This is a genomic window from Rickettsiales bacterium (assembly GCA_029252805.1).
Lineage (GTDB): Bacteria > Pseudomonadota > Alphaproteobacteria > Rickettsiales > JALZUV01 > JALZUV01.
This window is the reverse complement of record JAQXAR010000030.1, coordinates 1-18,015: the sequence shown is the minus strand read 5'-3', so window position 1 is coordinate 18,015 and position 18,015 is coordinate 1. Positions and strand designations below refer to the sequence as shown.

At 49.2% G+C, this 18,015-nt stretch carries 16 protein-coding genes and 1 tRNA gene; 7 read left to right on the top strand and 10 right to left on the bottom strand.

Annotation, left to right across the window (positions count from 1 at the left end; translation table 11 throughout):
• Positions 1–70: 70 nt before the first annotated feature.
• The gene (locus P8P30_06715; protein ID MDG1287243.1) at positions 71–1,111 is read right to left on the bottom strand and encodes a type II secretion system protein; all 1,041 of its coding nucleotides are present in this window, start codon (positions 1,109–1,111) and stop codon (positions 71–73) included.
• 108 nt (positions 1,112–1,219) lie between these two features.
• Complete coding sequence (locus tag P8P30_06710) at positions 1,220–1,753, bottom strand: putative metalloprotease CJM1_0395 family protein (protein MDG1287242.1); 534 nt, start codon at positions 1,751–1,753, stop codon at positions 1,220–1,222.
• 427 nt (positions 1,754–2,180) lie between these two features.
• Between P8P30_06710 and P8P30_06705 the strand changes: the two genes are divergently transcribed.
• Positions 2,181–4,328: a methyl-accepting chemotaxis protein gene (locus P8P30_06705; protein ID MDG1287241.1), complete on the top strand. Its 2,148-nt coding sequence runs from the start codon at positions 2,181–2,183 to the stop codon at positions 4,326–4,328.
• Positions 4,329–4,407: 79 nt separating this feature from the next.
• Here the strand turns inward: P8P30_06705 and P8P30_06700 are convergent, their stop codons facing one another.
• From P8P30_06700 to rsmI, 7 genes are read right to left on the bottom strand one after another with little or no spacing between them, the layout of a single operon-like run.
• Entirely contained in the window at positions 4,408–4,932 is a 525-nt protein-coding gene (locus tag P8P30_06700) for a thermonuclease family protein (protein MDG1287240.1), read from the bottom strand.
• An 18-nt stretch (positions 4,933–4,950) separates the two neighbouring features.
• A complete protein-coding gene (locus P8P30_06695; protein MDG1287239.1) occupies positions 4,951–6,246 on the bottom strand; it encodes an HlyD family type I secretion periplasmic adaptor subunit in 1,296 nt (431 codons plus the stop codon).
• The gene (locus P8P30_06690) at positions 6,243–7,979 is read right to left on the bottom strand and encodes an ATP-binding cassette domain-containing protein (GenBank protein ID MDG1287238.1); all 1,737 of its coding nucleotides are present in this window, start codon (positions 7,977–7,979) and stop codon (positions 6,243–6,245) included. Before P8P30_06690 ends, P8P30_06695 begins: the two co-directional genes overlap by 4 nt.
• Before the next feature lie 9 nt (positions 7,980–7,988).
• A complete protein-coding gene (gene gshB, locus P8P30_06685; GenBank protein MDG1287237.1) occupies positions 7,989–8,909 on the bottom strand; it encodes a glutathione synthase in 921 nt (306 codons plus the stop codon).
• A complete protein-coding gene (locus P8P30_06680; GenBank protein MDG1287236.1) occupies positions 8,902–9,534 on the bottom strand; it encodes a BON domain-containing protein in 633 nt (210 codons plus the stop codon). The genes gshB and P8P30_06680 overlap by 8 nt, the downstream gene beginning before the upstream one ends.
• Before the next feature lie 22 nt (positions 9,535–9,556).
• Complete coding sequence (locus P8P30_06675) at positions 9,557–9,898, bottom strand: YraN family protein (GenBank protein MDG1287235.1); 342 nt, start codon at positions 9,896–9,898, stop codon at positions 9,557–9,559.
• Between the two features lie 2 nt (positions 9,899–9,900).
• Positions 9,901–10,752 carry a 16S rRNA (cytidine(1402)-2'-O)-methyltransferase gene (gene rsmI / locus P8P30_06670; protein MDG1287234.1) on the bottom strand — a complete coding sequence of 284 codons (852 nt, stop codon included), beginning with the start codon at positions 10,750–10,752 and terminating at the stop codon, positions 9,901–9,903.
• Positions 10,753–10,809: 57 nt separating this feature from the next.
• Between rsmI and P8P30_06665 the strand changes: the two genes are divergently transcribed.
• Positions 10,810–12,030 carry a penicillin-binding protein activator gene (locus tag P8P30_06665; protein ID MDG1287233.1) on the top strand — a complete coding sequence of 407 codons (1,221 nt, stop codon included), beginning with the start codon at positions 10,810–10,812 and terminating at the stop codon, positions 12,028–12,030.
• A 75-nt stretch (positions 12,031–12,105) separates the two neighbouring features.
• Here the strand turns inward: P8P30_06665 and hemW are convergent, their stop codons facing one another.
• Positions 12,106–13,236 carry a radical SAM family heme chaperone HemW gene (gene hemW, locus P8P30_06660; GenBank protein MDG1287232.1) on the bottom strand — a complete coding sequence of 377 codons (1,131 nt, stop codon included), beginning with the start codon at positions 13,234–13,236 and terminating at the stop codon, positions 12,106–12,108.
• A gap of 19 nt (positions 13,237–13,255) precedes the next feature.
• Between hemW and P8P30_06655 the strand changes: the two genes are divergently transcribed.
• The 5 genes from P8P30_06655 to P8P30_06635 all read left to right on the top strand — a co-directional run bounded on the left by P8P30_06655 (position 13,256) and on the right by P8P30_06635 (position 18,008).
• Positions 13,256–14,089 (top strand): hypothetical protein, encoded by an 834-nt coding sequence (locus P8P30_06655; protein MDG1287231.1) that lies wholly within the window; start codon positions 13,256–13,258, stop codon positions 14,087–14,089.
• A 95-nt stretch (positions 14,090–14,184) separates the two neighbouring features.
• Entirely contained in the window at positions 14,185–15,426 is a 1,242-nt protein-coding gene (gene hisS / locus P8P30_06650) for a histidine--tRNA ligase (GenBank protein MDG1287230.1), read from the top strand.
• 92 nt (positions 15,427–15,518) lie between these two features.
• Entirely contained in the window at positions 15,519–16,172 is a 654-nt protein-coding gene (gene rpe, locus P8P30_06645; GenBank protein ID MDG1287229.1) for a ribulose-phosphate 3-epimerase, read from the top strand.
• 2 nt (positions 16,173–16,174) lie between these two features.
• Positions 16,175–17,872: a heparinase II/III family protein gene (locus P8P30_06640; GenBank protein ID MDG1287228.1), complete on the top strand. Its 1,698-nt coding sequence runs from the start codon at positions 16,175–16,177 to the stop codon at positions 17,870–17,872.
• Positions 17,873–17,931: 59 nt separating this feature from the next.
• Positions 17,932–18,008: transfer RNA gene (locus P8P30_06635), tRNA-Pro, on the top strand.
• Positions 18,009–18,015 lie beyond the last annotated feature (7 nt).

Here is an 18,015-nt window from a genome sequence, read left to right as displayed (position 1 = left end):
GGATTGCCCGGATAGACCGTGCAATGGTGAAGAAGAATGAGCGTTGCGTTTTATCATAATTTATCTCTCATTATTCCCATTTGCAGCAAAGAATAACATGAGAACTGTCGCATGTATCACGGGAAAATGTTCCGGAAGATCTCCAGATTATCCCACCGTCAGCTCCAGTGGAAGCTGTCCATCCGTTGCAGTCTTGAGTCTGGCCATCGCCGCTTACCCAACCGTCAGTAGCTAGGATTGCATTCTCATGAAAATATTTTGCAGCATCGGTCACTGTGCACACTTTATATCCACTTGCTGCGGCGCAACCATTTGCATTAATAAAGGTTGCCATCGCTAAATAATTTCCAAAATTACCGTTATTGCTTGCGCTCGTTGCAATAATACTTAACGGAACGCCTCCCGCTGCACTGCCACTGCCGCCAGCACTTACATTATAGATACTATTCACGGTTTTCCAGATCAGGATATCATCATAAAATTGGGCGGTGACTTCACCATCATTATAGGTGCCGTCGCGGAAGGTGCCGTCATTATCCCAGTTTTCGTAATCTTTATCCGTCACCGTGCTGGCGATAATGCTGATTGATTTGGTTGGGGCTGCGCCTTTACCCGTTTTGCCTGCGCTGGCCAAGAGATAGGCGATTTGGCCACTAATCGCAGTGCCGCCTGGAACTCCGGTGCTGCCATTATCATTGACGACAAGTGCCGAACCGGCGTAAGTGGAGCTAAAGGCCGTGGTTGCATCATCCATCACCGTATAACGGTAGCGGCGGTTCCATGCGTCCGAGCCATATTCATCGGGTAAGCCTAAATCATAAAAAGGCACATCGCCATAAACGACAGTCGCCGCGGTGCCGGGGCAAGTGCCTTCGCGGCCATAGGTAGCAGTACCCGGCAAAACAACGGCACTTGCAGGGCAAGGGAGGCGGTTATTTTGTGCCACAAAGACAGAAATCGCATTCGCAACTTCTTTCATTTCTTCATAGCTGCTTTCGATTTTTATTTGCTGTGTTTTCGCGGTGCCAAGCGTAAGCCCACCTGCGACAACAATAGAGATAATGGTTAAAACAACGGATAGCTCTAAGAGTGAAAAACCTTGACGTGACATGTAGATAGAATCTCCCTAATTTATCAAACTATAGTCTGACTTAATAGGGTAAAGAAACCCTTAATTTTAGCGTTAATTATCGCTAAGTTAGAGGGGCATGTTTAAGTGTTAGGCGATAAGGTTGACGAGACTTCCGGGAGGCTCAGTCTGACTAGGCTTTAGCAGGGTTTCGGGGCGGGCAGTATTGCTGCCAAATTTCTTCGCCGCACTAAAGTCAGCGGCCGAAGCATCTCCAGGAGCGGTGGCGGCAATGCCTAAGGTTTCTGCTTCGCGCGAGGCACGCTCGGAGTCCACTCCCGGTGTGCTAGAGACATTCACGCTGCCTGCGACTGCATATTGGTTGCCGTCGGGGCCGGTCACTGTTTGAAATTCGGGTAATTGTCCTAATCCGCTTGCTGCTCTGAAATGTAGGCCCTCATGGGTACGAACGGCGGCATCGGCGGCCTGTAAGCGCTTTACATAAGCACGTTCGCTATCGGTTAAGCCGAGCTGATCTTGCGCTTGCGCGCTTAAGGAAACCACATCCTCCACGGCATTGGCTCGGTTGCTGTCAAGGGGAGGATCTTCGGTGATGGTGACGGTTGCCGCAGCCACAATCAACTCGCCGTTTGGGCCACGTTCATAACGGTATTGGACGTTCACATCCGCGTCAGACGCGGCGGCATTTACCTTGCTGGAAATTTGTGCTTGAAGTTGAGATTCGCCGGAATCGGTTTGGGTGGGAAGGGGGCGGGTTCCCAGTGTAAAAGGAGATGAAGTTGAGATTCCGTTTACGATAATAGCACCCCTTATTGATTGCGTGATAACCCAGTTATTTTAGCATTTTAGTGGATAAAATGCAAATGAATGATAAAGCCGAAACTCAACATTTAGTAAGCCTTTCGTGGATTTATCGCTTATAGTGAATGGGCATTATTAAAGTTTTTCAATTTAACGTGAAGCGCTAATATGAGGTGTTTGTTTGCATTATCTGTGCATATTACATCTACGGTTAAGACACAAAATTATTGAATCTATCATCGACGTTAACCAGTTCACTATGCGAAATGCATGTTAAGGGAGAGTAAACATGAAAAATATGAAGGTCGCACTGAAGGTGCCATTACTGATTTCCTTCGCGTCACTTGTTTGCTGTATTGTCGTGGGTGGTCTGGCGATCACTATTTCAGAAAAAACGGTCGTGACTTCCATTGAAGATAAGTTGGGCGCGGTGGTGAATGCTAAGAAGCGTACATTAGAAAACTATTTGCATTCTATTCAAGAAGATCTCGAAACGGTTGCCGATAACCATGAAGTGATTGCGGCAGTGAAGCAATTTGAAGAAGCGTGGTATACATTAGGCAGTCAACAAAAACGGCTATTACAGCGACTCTACATTGATCAAAACCCGAACCCCGTTGGTGCAAAAGAAAATCTGGACGATGCACAAGATGGCTCTCTTTATAGCGAAGTACATGCGGAGCATCACCCATGGTTCCGTCATGTCTTACGTGCGCGGGGCTATTATGATATTTTCTTATTCGATATGCAGGGTAACCTTTTATACACGGTATTAAAAGAGTTGGACTATGCAACCAACGTCAATGACGGCCAGTATAAAGACAGCGATTTAGGAAATGCTTTCCGTGCGGCAGCGGCTCCCAGCACAGCGGCGGGTGAACAGTTTTTCTTCGATTTCAAACCTTATGCGCCCAGCCATGGTGCGCCAGCAAGCTTCATTTCCACTCCTATTGTTGAGAATGGCAAGAAAGTGGGTGTCTTGATTTATCGAATGCCAGTAGAGCGTTTGAACGGCATTGTTGCAAGTCATGACGGTATGGGTGAAACTGGCGAAATCTATGTGGTGGGTGAAGATAACCTAATGCGGACGGATTCTCGTTTTACGCAAGAATCGACACTTCTTAAAACGCAAATTGAAGGCAAGAGTGTCGCGAAAGCACTGGCCGGTGAAACCGGTGTTCAGATTATCACAAATTATCGTGGCGTGAGCGTATTCTCCGCTTATGCACCGTTGGACTATATGGGCACGCGTTGGGCAATGCTGGCCGAGCAAAACGAAGCAGAAGGTATGATTCCGGTGAGGGATATGGAGTGGAGTATCGTGATTTCCACGTTCATCACTCAGGTGATCATTGCCATTTTTGGTTTTGTTATGTCTCGTCCCATCACAACGCCATTAGTGGATATTAGTGATGCGCTCAAAGGCTTAGCGGAAGGTGATACCAACACTGAGATTAAATATACAGACCGTCAGGATGAAATGGGTGACTTGGCAAATGCGGCATTGGTTTTCCGTCAAAATGCACAAGAGAAACTGAAGCTGGAGCAAGAGCAAGAGACAGCCAAAATCACAGCGGAAGAAGATAAAAAGAGAATGATGCAAGATCTGGCAGACACATTCGAGTCTGAGGTGAAGGGCATTGTGGACTCTGTTTCTGCTACTGCCACCAAAGTGTCGCAGATGGCGCAAGGCGTGGCTGACTTCATCACGAAGTCTTCGCAAACCTCGAGCAATGCATCGGATGCGGCGAATCAGACAAGTGAGAATGTCGGTTCTGTGGCGACTTCTGTTGAGCAGCTTTCCGCTTCGGTGCGTGAGATTTCAACTCAGATTCATAACACGAATCAAATGGTGTCCGATTCTGTGACGCGTACGGAAACAGCTGACAAGCATGCAACTACGCTATCGGGTGCGACGCAAGAAGTGAAAGAAGTGATTCAGCTTATCGCCGATATTTCCGGTCAAATTAACTTACTGGCACTCAATGCAACGATTGAATCTGCGCGCGCAGGTGAAGCCGGAAAAGGCTTCGCCGTGGTTGCGAGTGAGGTGAAAAATCTTGCCAGTCAGACCGATAAATCGATTGAAGAAATCACGCGTGTGATTGATGAAATGAATAGCGCGTCAGGTAACATCGTAACGTCACTGGGATCAATCAAAGATTCGATTTCTAGCATCTCGCAAGCATCTGGCAGTGTCGCCTCAGCGGTGGAAGAGCAATCGGCCACCACCAGCGAAATTGCCCAAAATATGCAAGTAGCGTCACGGGGTACGGATGTTATTTCGAAGAATTTAACCGAAGTGACGGCCGCTTCTTTGGATGCAGTAAGCGCTTCTGAGCAAATTTTGACCGCCTCCAAAGAGCTATCCGAACAAGCCGATAGCTTAGATGGTCAGGTCAGTAGCTTCCTAAAGAAAATTCGCGCTGCAGCATAACTCTGCACGCGAGTTAGAAATGAAAATGGCCGAGTGCAATAGCATGTCTGGCTATTTTTAGATTGGCCGATGGCGTTGATTAAAAATTCAGATCAATACGGTTATCTTGGCGGTATTCATGCGGTTCCTGAAAGGTGCCTTCCCACAAGCCGCGCTTATGTTGCTTGGCCGCCGCTTCCTCTCGCAAGTAAGGGGTGTCATAATCAAGGTAAGAAAGGGCCCAGCCCGCTTCAACCATCGCTTTATTTAAGTTGATACCCTTCGCATAACATTGCGCGACAGAGCGACCATAGCGGTCGGTTTCCTCTGTTTCGCATATCACGAATTGGGCGCCAATAAGTTTGCTTAACTGGCGCTGGGCTTCTCGACCGCAATCGTAGTTCTGGCCCCGACGGTTGCAGGGCTGTCCAAGTTCCGGCGCATCAATACCAGCGAGACGAATTTGTAAGCCATCAAAGGTGAGAGAGTCCCCATCACTCACGCTAGGGATACCCGAGTAGTCAGTCGTCCCAGAGTCATCATACCCGCCTAATGCCCAGCCAATGAAAATCAGAGTGACAATAATTAGTAGATTTCTGAACGTAGCTTTGGCGCGTTTTCGCATAGCGAAATAAGAGAGCCTCTACCGTTCGCGGAAGGACTCATGCTGCAGCATGATAACGGGCTTGAGCAGATACTGCATCACGGATTTTGAGCCGGTTTTAATGTCGACCATCACCTGCATACCTGCCGTAATCGGGAAGCTGTTTACATCGGTGCCAAGATAGTTCTGATCTGTCAGTACTTTGACGAGGAAGTAAGGTTGGCCGGTTTGTTCATCCAGTAGGGAGTCCGCAGAGATGGATTGCACGGTGCCTTTTAGCCCACCATAGCGTGCAAAATCATATGTATTAACCTTTACCAACACATTCTGATGTTTGCTGACAAAGCCAATATCATTCGGATTGAGCTTTGCTTCAATGATCAAGTTAGCGCTTTGTGGAACAATCTCCATAACGGTCGCTCCAGGTTGAATCACGCCGCCCAATGTGTGGTTTTTGAGAGATTTAACAATCCCGTCAATCGGGCTGCTAATGGTGGTGCGTTCTACCTGATCATCAGCACGGTTAAAGGCTTCCTTCGTGCGGGCAATCGCTTGCTCCACATCGTTAAGTTCCTGCTGTGCTTCATTTTGAAAGTTGAGTTGCCCGCCGCGTAATTTATTGGCTGCTTCTTTCATTGCCGCTGACGCACGTGGGATACTCACATCAATCATCTTCAGGCGACCTTGCAGTTGCTTGAGTTCACCGGAGAGCTGTAAATGCTCTAATTTGGAAGTGAGTTTATCTTTCAGTAAATCTTTAGAGATACGGAACTTTTCGCGCAATACCCCTAGGTTATTCACAATAGAAGAGCGTTCCGCTTGTAACTGGCGGCGGTCTAATTCACGCTGCGCGCTTTGATCGCGCAGTTGCGCGTTTTCATTCTGTAATTTATTTTGACGACTTTTGAACGTTTGCTGTTCCGCTTTTTTCAACTCGTCGCGATAGGCTTTATAAGCTGTATCAAAATTGAGGGTGGGCTTTCCAGCCGCTTCGGCCTCAAGTCTCGCCCGTTTCAGCTGAAGCGCTTCTTGCTGAATTTGTAGTTCCTCGCGATTGGCCATGAAGGGGGTGAGGTTGAGTTGAACTAAAGGGGCGCCTTTTTTGACAGCGTCTCCTTCTGTGACGAAAATCTTTTCAACAATTCCGCCTTCCAAATGTTGAATGGTTTGGATCTGTTCTTGCGGCACGACTTCACCTGTCGCAACGGCGACTTCTTCTAATTTTGAAGTGAATGCCCAAAGTAAAAATAACAGGATAAGGCATGCAATAATGGTGGCCGTAAGGCGCCATTTATCGGTACGCTGGGTGGCGAGTAAGGTATCTAATCGGCTCATGATTCGTCACCTTTCTTCGTTTGTGTTTCAGGGTCTTTGCCTGTGATCGTTGCCAAAACTTCTTCTGCGGGACCGTCTTGAATGATGCGTCCTTTATCCATCACCAAAATACGGTGGCAGGCGCGTAAGATAGGCAGCGAGTGAGTGGCGACAAGAATGGAACCATCTCGCGACAAAGCCACGAGATGGTGACGCAGCAACATCTCAGAAGCACTATCAAGATTGCTAGTTACTTCATCCAGCAACAGTACAGGTGGGTTGCGCAACAAAGCACGGGCGATGGCAAGGCGTTGACGTTGTCCGCCTGATAAGCGATGGCCGCCTTCGCCAATTTCTGTGTCATAGCCATCTGGCAGGTCGATGATAAATTCATCAGCACCTGCGAGTTTGGCGGCGGCTAATACCGCTTCGTCGCTCGCTTCAGGCCATGCTTTGACAATATTTTCGCGAATGGTGGCGTTAAACAAGAAGCATTCTTGCGGCACGTAGCCAATCCATTCGGTCACTTCATCGCGGCTAAATTGCGCAAGGTCAGCACCGTCTAATACAACGCGCCCCGCTTCTGGTGTGTAGAGCCCTTGCAGGGTTTTGACCAAGGTCGATTTGCCGCAGCCATTGCGTCCGACTAGCCCAACCATCTCGCCGGGCTTTAAAGTGAGGCTGCAATCTTTGACGATTGGTTGATCTGCGCCTTCATAACGTACGACGAGTTCCTCAGCTTGCAGTAAACCTTGAGGACGAGGGCGCGAGACGCCGCTTTCGTCTTTTTCGCGCGGCAGTGTTTCGAGCACATTCAAATGTTCAATCGCTTGTTTACAGCGTGAAAATCCACGCCATCCAGATAGAAGCTGGTTAAGCGGCGCAATGATACGTGAGGTCAGCATGGTAGTGGCAATGAGTGACCCGATGGTCATTTCACCCGCGATAATTGCCAGCGCGCCGAGTGTCACTAAAATAGCTGTACTGGAAGTCGCCAGTGTTTGCCCCATGGCAATGGAGATATCGGTTTTGACGCCACGCTCAAACGAGTTCTCGATTGAATCGGCATGTAAATCTTCGTAATGCGGTTGGGCGACCGCATCAATGCGTAATGCCTTTACCGTCGTACGCCCGGCAAGCATTTCTGAGATGAGCATGTCATGGCTAAGATTATGTTTCGTCTCTTTGTTAGAAGCCTCACTGACTTCACGCGTTGACCACCAGGTCAGTGCAAGGAAAGCAGGGACGATTAGCAGGAGTGCCCAAGCGATCGGCGTTGCGATCACAAAAATTACAATGACATAAAGAATCGCAAAAGGAATATCGGCGATTAGCACGGCGGAGGGGCCAGAAAAGACACTGCGAATAATCTGCGTATCTTGGAAGAGCGAGCGCCAGTAGTTGGTCGGCTTAGATTCCAGCACTTGCAGCGGCAATACGCGAAAACGATTGTAAAGGTGACGGCCTAGATGCGCATCAATATGGATGGCAGTATCTTGCAAAAGGCGACTACGCGTGGTGCGGAGTAAAAAGTCGAACGTAATGGCGAGCACCACACCGATGGCCAGTGCAACAAGCGTCGATGTGGCTTGATGCCCAACGACACGATCGTACACTTGGAGTGTGTAAAGGGGCACAGCGAGTGCGAGCAAATTCGTAAACAGAGAAATCGCGAAAACTTCAGCGAAGCGACGCTTGAGGGGGGCTAAACATTTTTTCAGCCAGTGGGTGTTTGTGTTACTCGTTTCAGCCATAGATTTTTTCTAACATTTTTCTACTTCATTCCAAAAGGTTTTAGCAATATTTTGGTCATAAAGCTGTTGAACTGCCCGGATACCTGTGGGGCAGGTGGTGTTTATTTCAATTAAAAAATCGCCGATTACATCTAATCCAATCAGCATAAGTCCTTCTTTGGCACATACGTCGCCAACGGTTTCGGCAATTTCAATCTGTCGCGCCGTTAGTGTAGTTTTTTCCGCGCTTCCGCCAACGGCAGCATTGGTGCGAAAATCTCCTTCGGGTGGTAGGCGGTTATAAGCCGCAGCCATTTTCCCATTTACCAAAAGAATACGTTTTTCTTCTGTCATCACTTCAGGCAGGTAGGGCTGTAAAATGATAGGCTCGGCGACCATTTTATCAACGAGTGCATCAAAGCCATTTGATTCAGGGGTAATATGATGGATGGCTTGTCCGCCAAACCCATAAAGCGGTTTAAGCACGACATCTTTATGTTCCTCACGAAATGCGGTTAGCGTTGTTTTATCGGAGCTGATGCACGTAGGTGGGATAAGTTCTGGGAACTCGAGCGGGAATATCTTTTCAGGTCGATTACGAATAGCCGTTGGGTTATTCAAAATCTTAGGATGTTGTAAGCGTTCGAGTAACCAAGTGCAGCCGAGATACTCCATATTATAAGGCGGGTTCTGTCGGATGAGGATAACATCCGCTTCCTCTAAATTCATTGGTTGAAGTTCGCCATGTTCAAAGAAATCATCCGTACGGTTGAAAAATGTAATAGGTCGTACTTGTGCGATGATTTCGCTGTTCACGGCAGCAATCTGCGGCGGCGCGTAATAGAATACATCGTAATCACGCGCTTGCGCTTCGAAAACGAGGGCCATGGTAGAGTCAGTTACTGGGTTAAAGCCGTCCGGCTCGTTCATTTGGATGACGAGTTTATTCATAGTGAGTTACTGGCTTTTCTGATTTGGGGATAATACGGCGTGGGTCATCTTTCATGATCACATGGCTGACGACTTTCGTCACGCCCGCTGTGCGGCTAACAAGATTGGTGACTAAAGAGAGCTCCTGTTCACTCTGAGCGATTCCCATCAGCGTAACGACACTATTAACGCACTCAACATTATAGTTGGTGGATTGGACGCCTTCGGTGATGAGTAGCTCGCCTTCAGCCTGCAGCTCAATCCAGATATCTTGTGCGGCATCGGTAATGTCAGATTTATTCTCCACTTGAATTTCGTTGATGACTTCGCGCACACCTTTGACTTCCCAGGCGTGGTCAACCGCACGTACCATGCTGATATGGTTATTCACGTTGCCAGTTAAAAAGACACGCCCCTCAATCACATCGGTATCCACATTCTTGAAAAGGTCGTTTACGTCCGTGCGGAAGAAGCGGTGGTTGATGGTAGTTTCAATCGTGAGATCATCAACCGCCATACCAATGGAACGATCTTGCGAAGCAACACGCGCGCCACGGCTAAGGGTGCTGATGGTGGTGGAAATGGGGCTGCAGCTGGCGAGTATAAGCAGGCTGCTGCTGATAGCGATGAGTGGTAATAGGCGCATAATTTCCCGATTCATTCGTTTGTCAAAAGGCATTGGCATGGCGTTTAGGCCAAGGCCATATCGAAACCGACATTACATCGAAGCGCAAATCGTGACCAGCATATTGCGGGTTTTTCGCTACCCAAAGTGATGCGGCGCGGGTAATGCGTTGCTGCTGCGTCGCAGAAATGGAGGCAATCGCGTCATCATGGCTTTTGCGCGCTTTGACTTCGATGAAGGTGACAAGCTTACCGCGCGAGGCGATCAGATCAATCTCGCCCGAAGGGCAGCGCCAACGTATCGCTAAAATTCGCCAAGCTGAAAGCCATAAGCGCAGGATGCAAATCCATTCCGCGAGCTTTCCCGTTTGGTGAGGTTGACGCATGGTTAGTCTTTTAAACCAAGTGCCAATTGATAGCAGTCACGTTTGGCGAGGCCAGTATGTTCGGCCACGTCAGCGGCGGCTTGTTTGATGGAGCTATCTTGCAATGCCCGGCGCAACAAAGCGATAACCGCTTCATCATTCCACGCTTTATCCGAAGCGGGGGCAGTACCAATCAGAACGACAATTTCGCCTTTCGGATTGTCTTCGGCTGTATATTCAGCCGCTAGCGTGCCTAACGACCCTTTGCGGAATTCTTCAAATTGCTTGGTGAGTTCACGGCCAATCACGGCTTCACGCTCAGGGCCTAAACATTCTGCGGCATCGATGAGCATTTTACTCAATCGTTTGGGGGATTCATAAAAAATCAACGTGCCGGGGATGTGGGTGAGGTTGGTCAGTGCTTTGCAACGGGCTTGCTGTTTGGGTGGTAAAAAGCCGGCGAAGAAAAACTGATTCGAGGGTAATCCTGCAGCCGATAGCGCCGTGATGGCCGCACATGCGCCGGGAATGGGCGTTACGGTAATGCCTGCGTCACGTGTCTCGCTCACCAATTTATAACCGGGGTCGGAGATAAGTGGCGTGCCCGCATCGGAAATAAGCGCGAGCTTTTTGCCATCATCTAGTTTCCGCAAAATGATTGGACGAACTTTTTCCGCATTATGTTCGTGATAGGCCTGCAGATGGGTGCTGATACCGTGGCGATCTAGCAATTTTCGGCTATGGCGGGTATCCTCGCAATAGATCGTATCAGCGGATTTTAATACCTCTAATGCACGTAAACTAATATCGCCGAGATTGCCGATTGGCGTCGCCACGATAAATAATTCTCCAAATTTTGCTTTATGTTCGCTCATTCGCTGACTATAGCCATAGAGATGAAATTCTCTAGCTTAAGATTATCCTTAATTATCATGACTGCCTTAGCGGTCGTGCTTTCGGGTTGTACGCGTGGCAAGCCGCCGGCTGAGGTGGTGTATCGCTCCAAGCTGCCGGATATTACAGGGGGTGCTATGACGCCGATTGAGGTGAGAGAAACCGCCCAAGCGTCTCGTCCGAATCTCATGCTACCCAAGACTCAAGTGACGATTGGCTTGATTGTACCGTTAACAGGTCCGCAAGCAGAGATTGGCGGGCAATTGCGTGATGCTGCACTGATGGGGCTTTATGATACGATTCAAGAATCTCCCAAGCTAGATGCAGCTGCGACACCAAAATTGCTGATGCGCGATAGCGGTGGCAATGCGGAGCAAACCGCAAGAATGACGCAAGAGTTGATTGATGGTGGTGCGCAGTTAATTATTGGCCCATTAGTGGCGGCAAATGTTCAAGCCGCAGGTAATGTGGCGCGCAACAACTCGGTGCCGCTCATTGCTTTTTCCAATAATATCAAAGTCGCGCAACCGGGCGTGTTTGTTTACGGTTTCGTACCGCATCAGCAAGTAAAGCGTATTGCAGATTTTGCGGCAGATAGTCAGATCAAACATTATGCGGCGATCGGCCAGCAAGATGATTATGGCCGCATGGTGATTCGTGATTTTTCAAGAACGCTTGCGACGAAGAAACTAACCGTACAGCCCGTGGAATTCTTTAATGCGGGAGAGATGCCAGCGTCGCCCGTCATTTCGCGTATTGCGAGCGATGCTGGGGATGTAGGGCGTGAGCGTAAGGCGGTATTTCTGCCCATTACCGGTAAGCCGCTTTCCTCAATTTCTCTGCGTTTGATGCAAGATATTAAAGCCAATAATGGTTTCCTTAAATTGCTCGGAACGGGGTTATGGGATAATCCGCAAACCTTGCAAGATCCTGGTTTAAAAGGTGCGTGGTTCGCCACGACTTCGCCTGAAAATGCCTATAACTATAATGATCGTTTCTTTAGCCAATATGGCTATGCGCCTTCACGTATTTCGAGCTTGGCTTACGATGCGGTGAGCATGGCAGCGCTTAATGGTATTGGGCAAGGGCCTTCTGCCTTGACCGTCAAGGCACTCACCCGCAAACAGGGGTACGATAACCCAGCCAATGGCCGTGTGAAGTTTAATACAAGTGGCATCGTCGAGCGTGCCTTAGCTATTGTCGAAGTCGGCAACCAAGGCTTCCGCATTATCGACGCTCCAAAATATTCAGAGCGTTAAAATTTTTTCATTCTGAGGCGCAGCTGAAGGATCTTAAAACCTTTCGCTTTGCTCAGGATGGAAAGGCGTAACCTTTTACCTTAAATTCTCCACCAACCCCTCGGTCAGGCGATTCAGCACCATGCGTCCGTTCTTTGTCGGGATGAGTTGCTGTGTATTAAACTCTATCAACCCTTCTTCGCGTAATGCCTCTAAATAGGTCGTTGGCCAGCGGCTTGTGTCTATCTGCAGGCCTGCGCGTAGGCGTAGTCCCATGAGAATTTGTTCTTGTTGGCGGTCACTGGCGTTCACTTTCTCCATCACTTCATTGCCGTGACTTTCTTGCGCGATCCACGCCTCAGGGCTGCGTAGGTTATAGGTTGCGTAGCAATTTCCATCAGCGGCGTCCATGCGTCCATGCGCGCCGGGGCCGATACCTAAATAGCTCCGTCCTCGCCAGATATGCACGTTATGCTTCGCGTTGCCGCCCGCTTTGGCGTGATTGGAAATCTCATAAGCGGGCATGTGATGCGCTTCCATTATCGCTTGCGTTGCTTCGTAAAACTCGGCTGCCAGTTCTTCTTCCGGCATAATCAATTTTCCTGATTTGTGATGATGGAAAAATTGCGTACCGGCCTCAATTGTTAATTGGTAGAGCGATAGATGATCGCCGGCGTAAGTCAGCGCTTGCTGCAATTCGGTTTCCCAATCACTTAAGCGTTGATCGGGCAGGGCATAGATTAAATCGAAGCTGTAGCGTGGGAAGATACGCGCGGCCATCTCAAGCGCTTGGAGTGCTTCATCCACACTATGTTCACGTCCCAAAAACTTCAACGCTTGCGGGTGGAGTGATTGGATGCCGGTCGAAAGGCGATTCACGCCAGCAGATCGTAAGTCCTGTAGCTTGGCATTCTCGGTTGAAGTCGGGTTGGCCTCTAGGGTGATTTCAATATCAGGAGCAAATCCGAACAGTTTTTCCGCTTCCAGAATCAATGCTTCTGCAATGGAAGGCGGCATCAGTGAGGGGGTTCCGCCGCCGAAAAAGATGCTGGAGAGGGGGCGTTTATCCGCTTTGTCGTGATACCAGCGCAACTCCGCTAATAAAGCGTCATGCCATGCAGATTCATCAACAACTTCACGAACATGGCTGTTAAAGTCGCAGTAAGGACACTTTTTCTTGCAAAAGGGCCAATGGATATAGAGTGCATGACTAGCATTTTTGGACATTTGGAGGTATTATAAGATTATGCAGTCAGGCTCAAACCCAAAAGATGCTTTAGTTCCCCTTTTGGGGGAGCTTTATGGGCGTATCTACCACGCTGAGGTCGAAATTGGCCTTTGGGCGGGAGAGAATGACCATCGTCCGCGAATTGAGCGTTTTCACGATGCCGTCCGCGCTTATACGAATAATATGTCACCTTATGCGAGTGGTAGCCGGTTGGCGATTGAGCAGCTGGCGTGGGATATCTCTATGTTGCGATCTATCCAATCGCACCCCCTTACGCCAATGCCGAAAAGTCAGCGCAAGTCAGCTGATACCGGATTGGCGGTGCGTAAATCCAATGCGGTGGGCAGTCATGGCAATGCGCGCGTAGCAGCAAGTGCACATAAAAAGCAACTAGGCGATGATTACCGTCACTATGCGGTGCTATTTACGGCTCTATTAGCCACAACCGCTGACTTAAACCATCAATCGCGGATGGATGATAAAGACGCGGTGGTGGAAGAACTGGCGAATCTGCGCGCGTCCATCACCGGTAAAACGGTCAACCTCCATGCATTGGCTGCGCAGAAAATTTATGATCCTCAGGTTCTGTTAGAGATTCAGAGCTTGCTGCCCAAAGGCACGATTGGCACAGGTGAAGCTTTGGTGGCTATCAACCGTTTGCTTCAAAAAACGGATTCCGATCAAGATAAGCTCGATAAAGCCCATATCACATGGCTTTCCGGCCAATTAGCGATGTATGAGCAAGGCAAAGAAGTCGTGCAGGAGTTGATGCGCCAAGGGATGAATCTCGCCGGGCGTTTCTTGCAAGATACGATGGCACGCGATCAAGGTGGTCCAGGGCGTGGGTTTTAGTCTGTAAATCGTCATTACCTGACTTGTTCGGGTAATCTATCTCGCTATATTGACATGGATTGTCCGAATGAATCGGGCAATGACGGAATAAAAATATGAGTAAAACTTTGCAGCCGGTGCGTGGCACCCACGATATTCTACCTGAAGAATCACGTAAGCGTCGGTTCATTACCGACACCGCGTTTGGAATCGCTGAGCGTTATGGTTACGGCGAGGTCTCGACACCGATTTTTGAGTTTTCAGACGTGTTCCATCGTACGCTAGGTGATAGCTCCGATGTGGTTTCAAAAGAGACGTACAGCTTTGAAGATCGCGGTGGCGAGTCCCTGACCTTGCGTCCTGAATTTACGGCTGGAGTTGTGCGTGCATTTCTCTCAAACGGTTTGCAGCAAAATCTACCGTGTCGCTTTGCCTATCACGGTCCTGCCTTCCGCTATGAGCGTCCGCAGAAAGGCCGTCAACGCCAGTTCCATCAAGTAGGCATGGAGTGTATCGGCGTTGCAGATCCGCTAGCCGATATCGAAGCGATCGCGCTTGCATGGGATGTTTTAAATGCGCTCGATTTGGGCGATGCAGTGGTGCTTGAACTTAACTCTTTGGGCGATGCAAAAAGCCGTGCAGCGTATCGCGAGGCGCTTGTCGCTTATTTCACGAAGCATCAGGATAAGCTCTCTGCAGATAGCCAAACTCGCTTGGTGAAAAACCCGTTACGTATTCTGGATTCCAAAAATGAGGGCGACCGCGCGCTCATCGCCGATGCACCGCAAATGCAGGATAGCTTCACCGATGAGGCTAAAGGCTTCTTCGCCAAAGTCACGGCAGGGTTAGAGGCATTAGGCATTCCCTACGCCCATAACCAGCGTCTCGTGCGCGGGTTAGATTACTATACTCACACCGTATTCGAATTCACCTGCGACCGTCTCGGTGCGCAAGGCACGTTGTTGGCCGGTGGCCGTTACGATGGCTTGGTTGAGATGATGGGCGGGCAACCCACGGCGGGTGTAGGCTGGGCAGCCGGTATGGAGCGCCTGTTAATCGCCATGGAAATGGAAGTACCGCAAGCCGCACGCCCTGTGGCGTTAGTGCCGCTAGGAGAGGCCGCCCAAGCGCGCGCTATCCCGCTGGCGCATGAATTACGCAAGGCGGGAGTTTCCGTCACTCAAGAAGCCTCAGGTAATATGGGCAAGCGCATGAAAAAGGCCGATAAAGCTAATGCCAAGGTCGTCATCATCTTTGGCGATGACGAATTAACATCTGGTAAGGCGCAGGTAAAAAGCCTTGATTCCGGCGAGCAGTCAGAAGTGAGTTTTGACCAACTTGTGACGGTCCTTGGCTAAATGCAGCTGCAGACTCTAAGTTAGGCCATCTCTCTTGCCGCGCTGCGGCTTTGCTGCTAGCAATAGTTAACTCATTTAAGAAAGTTAACGTTATGTCATCTGTGAAAATTTCTCCTTCCATCCTGTCAGCGGATTTTGCCAAGCTTGGTGATGAGTTGCGCGCGATTGATGAGGCGGGCGCAGATATGATTCATATCGATGTGATGGATGGTCATTTTGTGCCTAATATCACCATGGGCCCGCCAATCATTAAGGCGCTTCGCCCGCATACGAAAAAGCCATTTGATGTGCATTTGATGATCGATCCTGTGGATATGCTGATTCCAGAATTTTGCGACGCGGGGGCTGATATCCTGACCATTCATGTGGAGGCAGGGGTGCATGTGCATCGTAGCTTGCAAATGATTCGTAATTTGGGGGTGAAGCCGGGCATTACGCTCGTGCCATCCACTCCGATAGAGGTAATTTCGGAATTGATTCCCTATGTGGATTTGATTCTGGTGATGTCGGTGAATCCAGGGTTTGGCGGACAGAAATTTATCATGTCGCAGCTTGAGAAGATCCGTAAAATCCGTAGCATGATTGAGGCCTCAGGCCGTGATATCATGCTGGAAGTCGATGGCGGGGTAACTCCTAATAATTGCGCGCAAGTGATTGAGGCTGGTGCCGATGTGTTGGTAGCTGGCTCTGCCGTATTTAAAAGCGATGCTGGCTATGCTGGTGCCATTAAAGCGTTGCGGGGGTAGGGATGACGGCGGAGATTATTTCTTCCAAAGGAAAGAATTTTTCCCGCATTCTGCGTAAGAATACTCGCGAGTTACGTTTTCTATCCAACTTAATTAAATTGAGGTTGCGCTTGTGGCTAACGCCTGTTTGTCCGCTTTCGTTAGCGATGTATCAGGAATATCCACGCGACCCTTGGAAGCCAGAGAAGATTCGCGGAGACGCCTTCATGAGTGGCGAATTTTGTGAGGGCATGGGCGGCACACCGTTTGAGCATGATTTCTGGAAATGCGTGCGTGATCTGCCGCTCAATTGGCAGCGCCGGATGTATGAATTTCAGTGGCTCAGAGATTTATCTGTGGTTGAAGATAAGCATAAAGCCTCTGAGTTTGCGCGTCAGCTCGTGGATGAATGGGGTGAGCAAGCAGAGCTGCATGGCGCTATCGGCCGACAAGTGACAACCCGTGCAGAGCGGCTGGCTTATTGCTTTTCCTATCATGATTTGCTGGCTCGCGGAGCCTCACTTACTTGGTTGAAGAAGCAGCAAAATTATTATTTCAAAGAACTGCTGATGCTGGGTGATATTTTGCGCCGTAAGGAGCATTACATTGGCTTTAGTGGGTTGAAGGCTTTGCTCTTTGCGAGCATGCTGTTTCCGTCCATGTCATTTCTAATGCGTCCTGTGAATCGTATGATGCATCGGGCGATGAAGACTCGTTTCTTCGAGGATGGCGGGCACCGCACTCGCAGTCCTGAGTTTCAGCGCTGGGATGTCGCGACATTACTGGAGACGCGTGCAGCGATGAAGCATCGCCATATTCCGATCACTCCTGAATTTGATGCAATGCTGCAGCGAGGCTTAGATGCACTCGCGGGGCTTGCCCATGGTGACGGTAAGGTTGCGTGTTTCCATAACTCTATTGAGGAGCCGGTTAATCTTCTGATGAGTCTTTGGCAGGAGTGGCGCAAATCTAAACCGTTACCGCAAAAGATTTTGCCTGATATGGGCTATGTGCATTTGAAACGTAAGGATTCCACCTTTGTGTTCGATGTAGGCTATCGCCCTATGACAAGTATCCATCATTATGCTGGTGCTTTGGCATTCGAATTTAGCCGTATAGGCGCGCGGATGGTGGTTAATTGTGGTGCATACCGTGGTGAAGACGAAGTGTGGAAGAAGGTGAGTTACCGCACGGCGGCCCACTCAACATTGTCGCTTGATCAGTATGATGCTTGGGGTAAAGGTCAGTGCGAGGAATCCTTTAAAGCGGGGCATTGCTCGGTTGAGGAGGGGGAGAGTGATATTCGTGTGATGGCCGATCATTACGGCTATGCAGACCGCCTAGGCTACGTGCATGAGCGCGAAGTGGCTCTTTCAGAGGATGGTAAAATCTTAACAGGGCGTGATAGTTTGCGACCTGTTGTTAAGCATCTTGTATTCGCTCGAGAGAAGGCCCAGAAGATGCATCTTCGGTTCCATCTTCATCCTTCCGTCACGGTAGAGAAAATGGCGCCTCAGGCGATTACTCTGAAGCTCAAGAATGGTGAGTTCTGGAACTTTACCGTCGATGATGCAGATGTCGTGCCTTTGGTCGAAGAGAGTATTTATCTTGGCGAAAATGGTTTGCCACAGACGAGTTTCCAGCTCGTCATTAGTGCTATTCTTGCGGATGCAGAGGAAGAAAAGAGCTTTTCTTGGAAGTTTGAGTGGAATAAGAGCTAGAGATAGCATTTTCCACTAGCTGTTTTGTTTTATATCTGTTATCGAACGCTTCTCTTCGTCGGGGAGTAGCGCAGTCTGGTAGCGCACCTGGTTTGGGACCAGGGGGTCGCAGGTTCGAATCCTGTCTCCCCGACCATTTATTT

Coding starts and splice junctions, on each gene's coding strand:
- P8P30_06655 (MDG1287231.1), top strand. CDS start 13,256: ATGCAGTCAGGCTCAAACCCAAAAGATGCTTTAGTTCCCCTTTTGGGG.
- rpe (MDG1287229.1), top strand. CDS start 15,519: ATGTCATCTGTGAAAATTTCTCCTTCCATCCTGTCAGCGGATTTTGCC.
- P8P30_06700 (MDG1287240.1), bottom strand. CDS start 4,932: ATGCGAAAACGCGCCAAAGCTACGTTCAGAAATCTACTAATTATTGTC.
- P8P30_06665 (MDG1287233.1), top strand. CDS start 10,810: ATGACTGCCTTAGCGGTCGTGCTTTCGGGTTGTACGCGTGGCAAGCCG.
- gshB (MDG1287237.1), bottom strand. CDS start 8,909: ATGAATAAACTCGTCATCCAAATGAACGAGCCGGACGGCTTTAACCCA.
- hemW (MDG1287232.1), bottom strand. CDS start 13,236: ATGTCCAAAAATGCTAGTCATGCACTCTATATCCATTGGCCCTTTTGC.
- P8P30_06695 (MDG1287239.1), bottom strand. CDS start 6,246: ATGAGCCGATTAGATACCTTACTCGCCACCCAGCGTACCGATAAATGG.
- P8P30_06675 (MDG1287235.1), bottom strand. CDS start 9,898: ATGCGTCAACCTCACCAAACGGGAAAGCTCGCGGAATGGATTTGCATC.
- P8P30_06680 (MDG1287236.1), bottom strand. CDS start 9,534: ATGCGCCTATTACCACTCATCGCTATCAGCAGCAGCCTGCTTATACTC.
- P8P30_06640 (MDG1287228.1), top strand. CDS start 16,175: ATGACGGCGGAGATTATTTCTTCCAAAGGAAAGAATTTTTCCCGCATT.
- rsmI (MDG1287234.1), bottom strand. CDS start 10,752: ATGAGCGAACATAAAGCAAAATTTGGAGAATTATTTATCGTGGCGACG.
- P8P30_06715 (MDG1287243.1), bottom strand. CDS start 1,111: ATGTCACGTCAAGGTTTTTCACTCTTAGAGCTATCCGTTGTTTTAACC.
- P8P30_06690 (MDG1287238.1), bottom strand. CDS start 7,979: ATGGCTGAAACGAGTAACACAAACACCCACTGGCTGAAAAAATGTTTA.
- P8P30_06705 (MDG1287241.1), top strand. CDS start 2,181: ATGAAAAATATGAAGGTCGCACTGAAGGTGCCATTACTGATTTCCTTC.
- hisS (MDG1287230.1), top strand. CDS start 14,185: ATGAGTAAAACTTTGCAGCCGGTGCGTGGCACCCACGATATTCTACCT.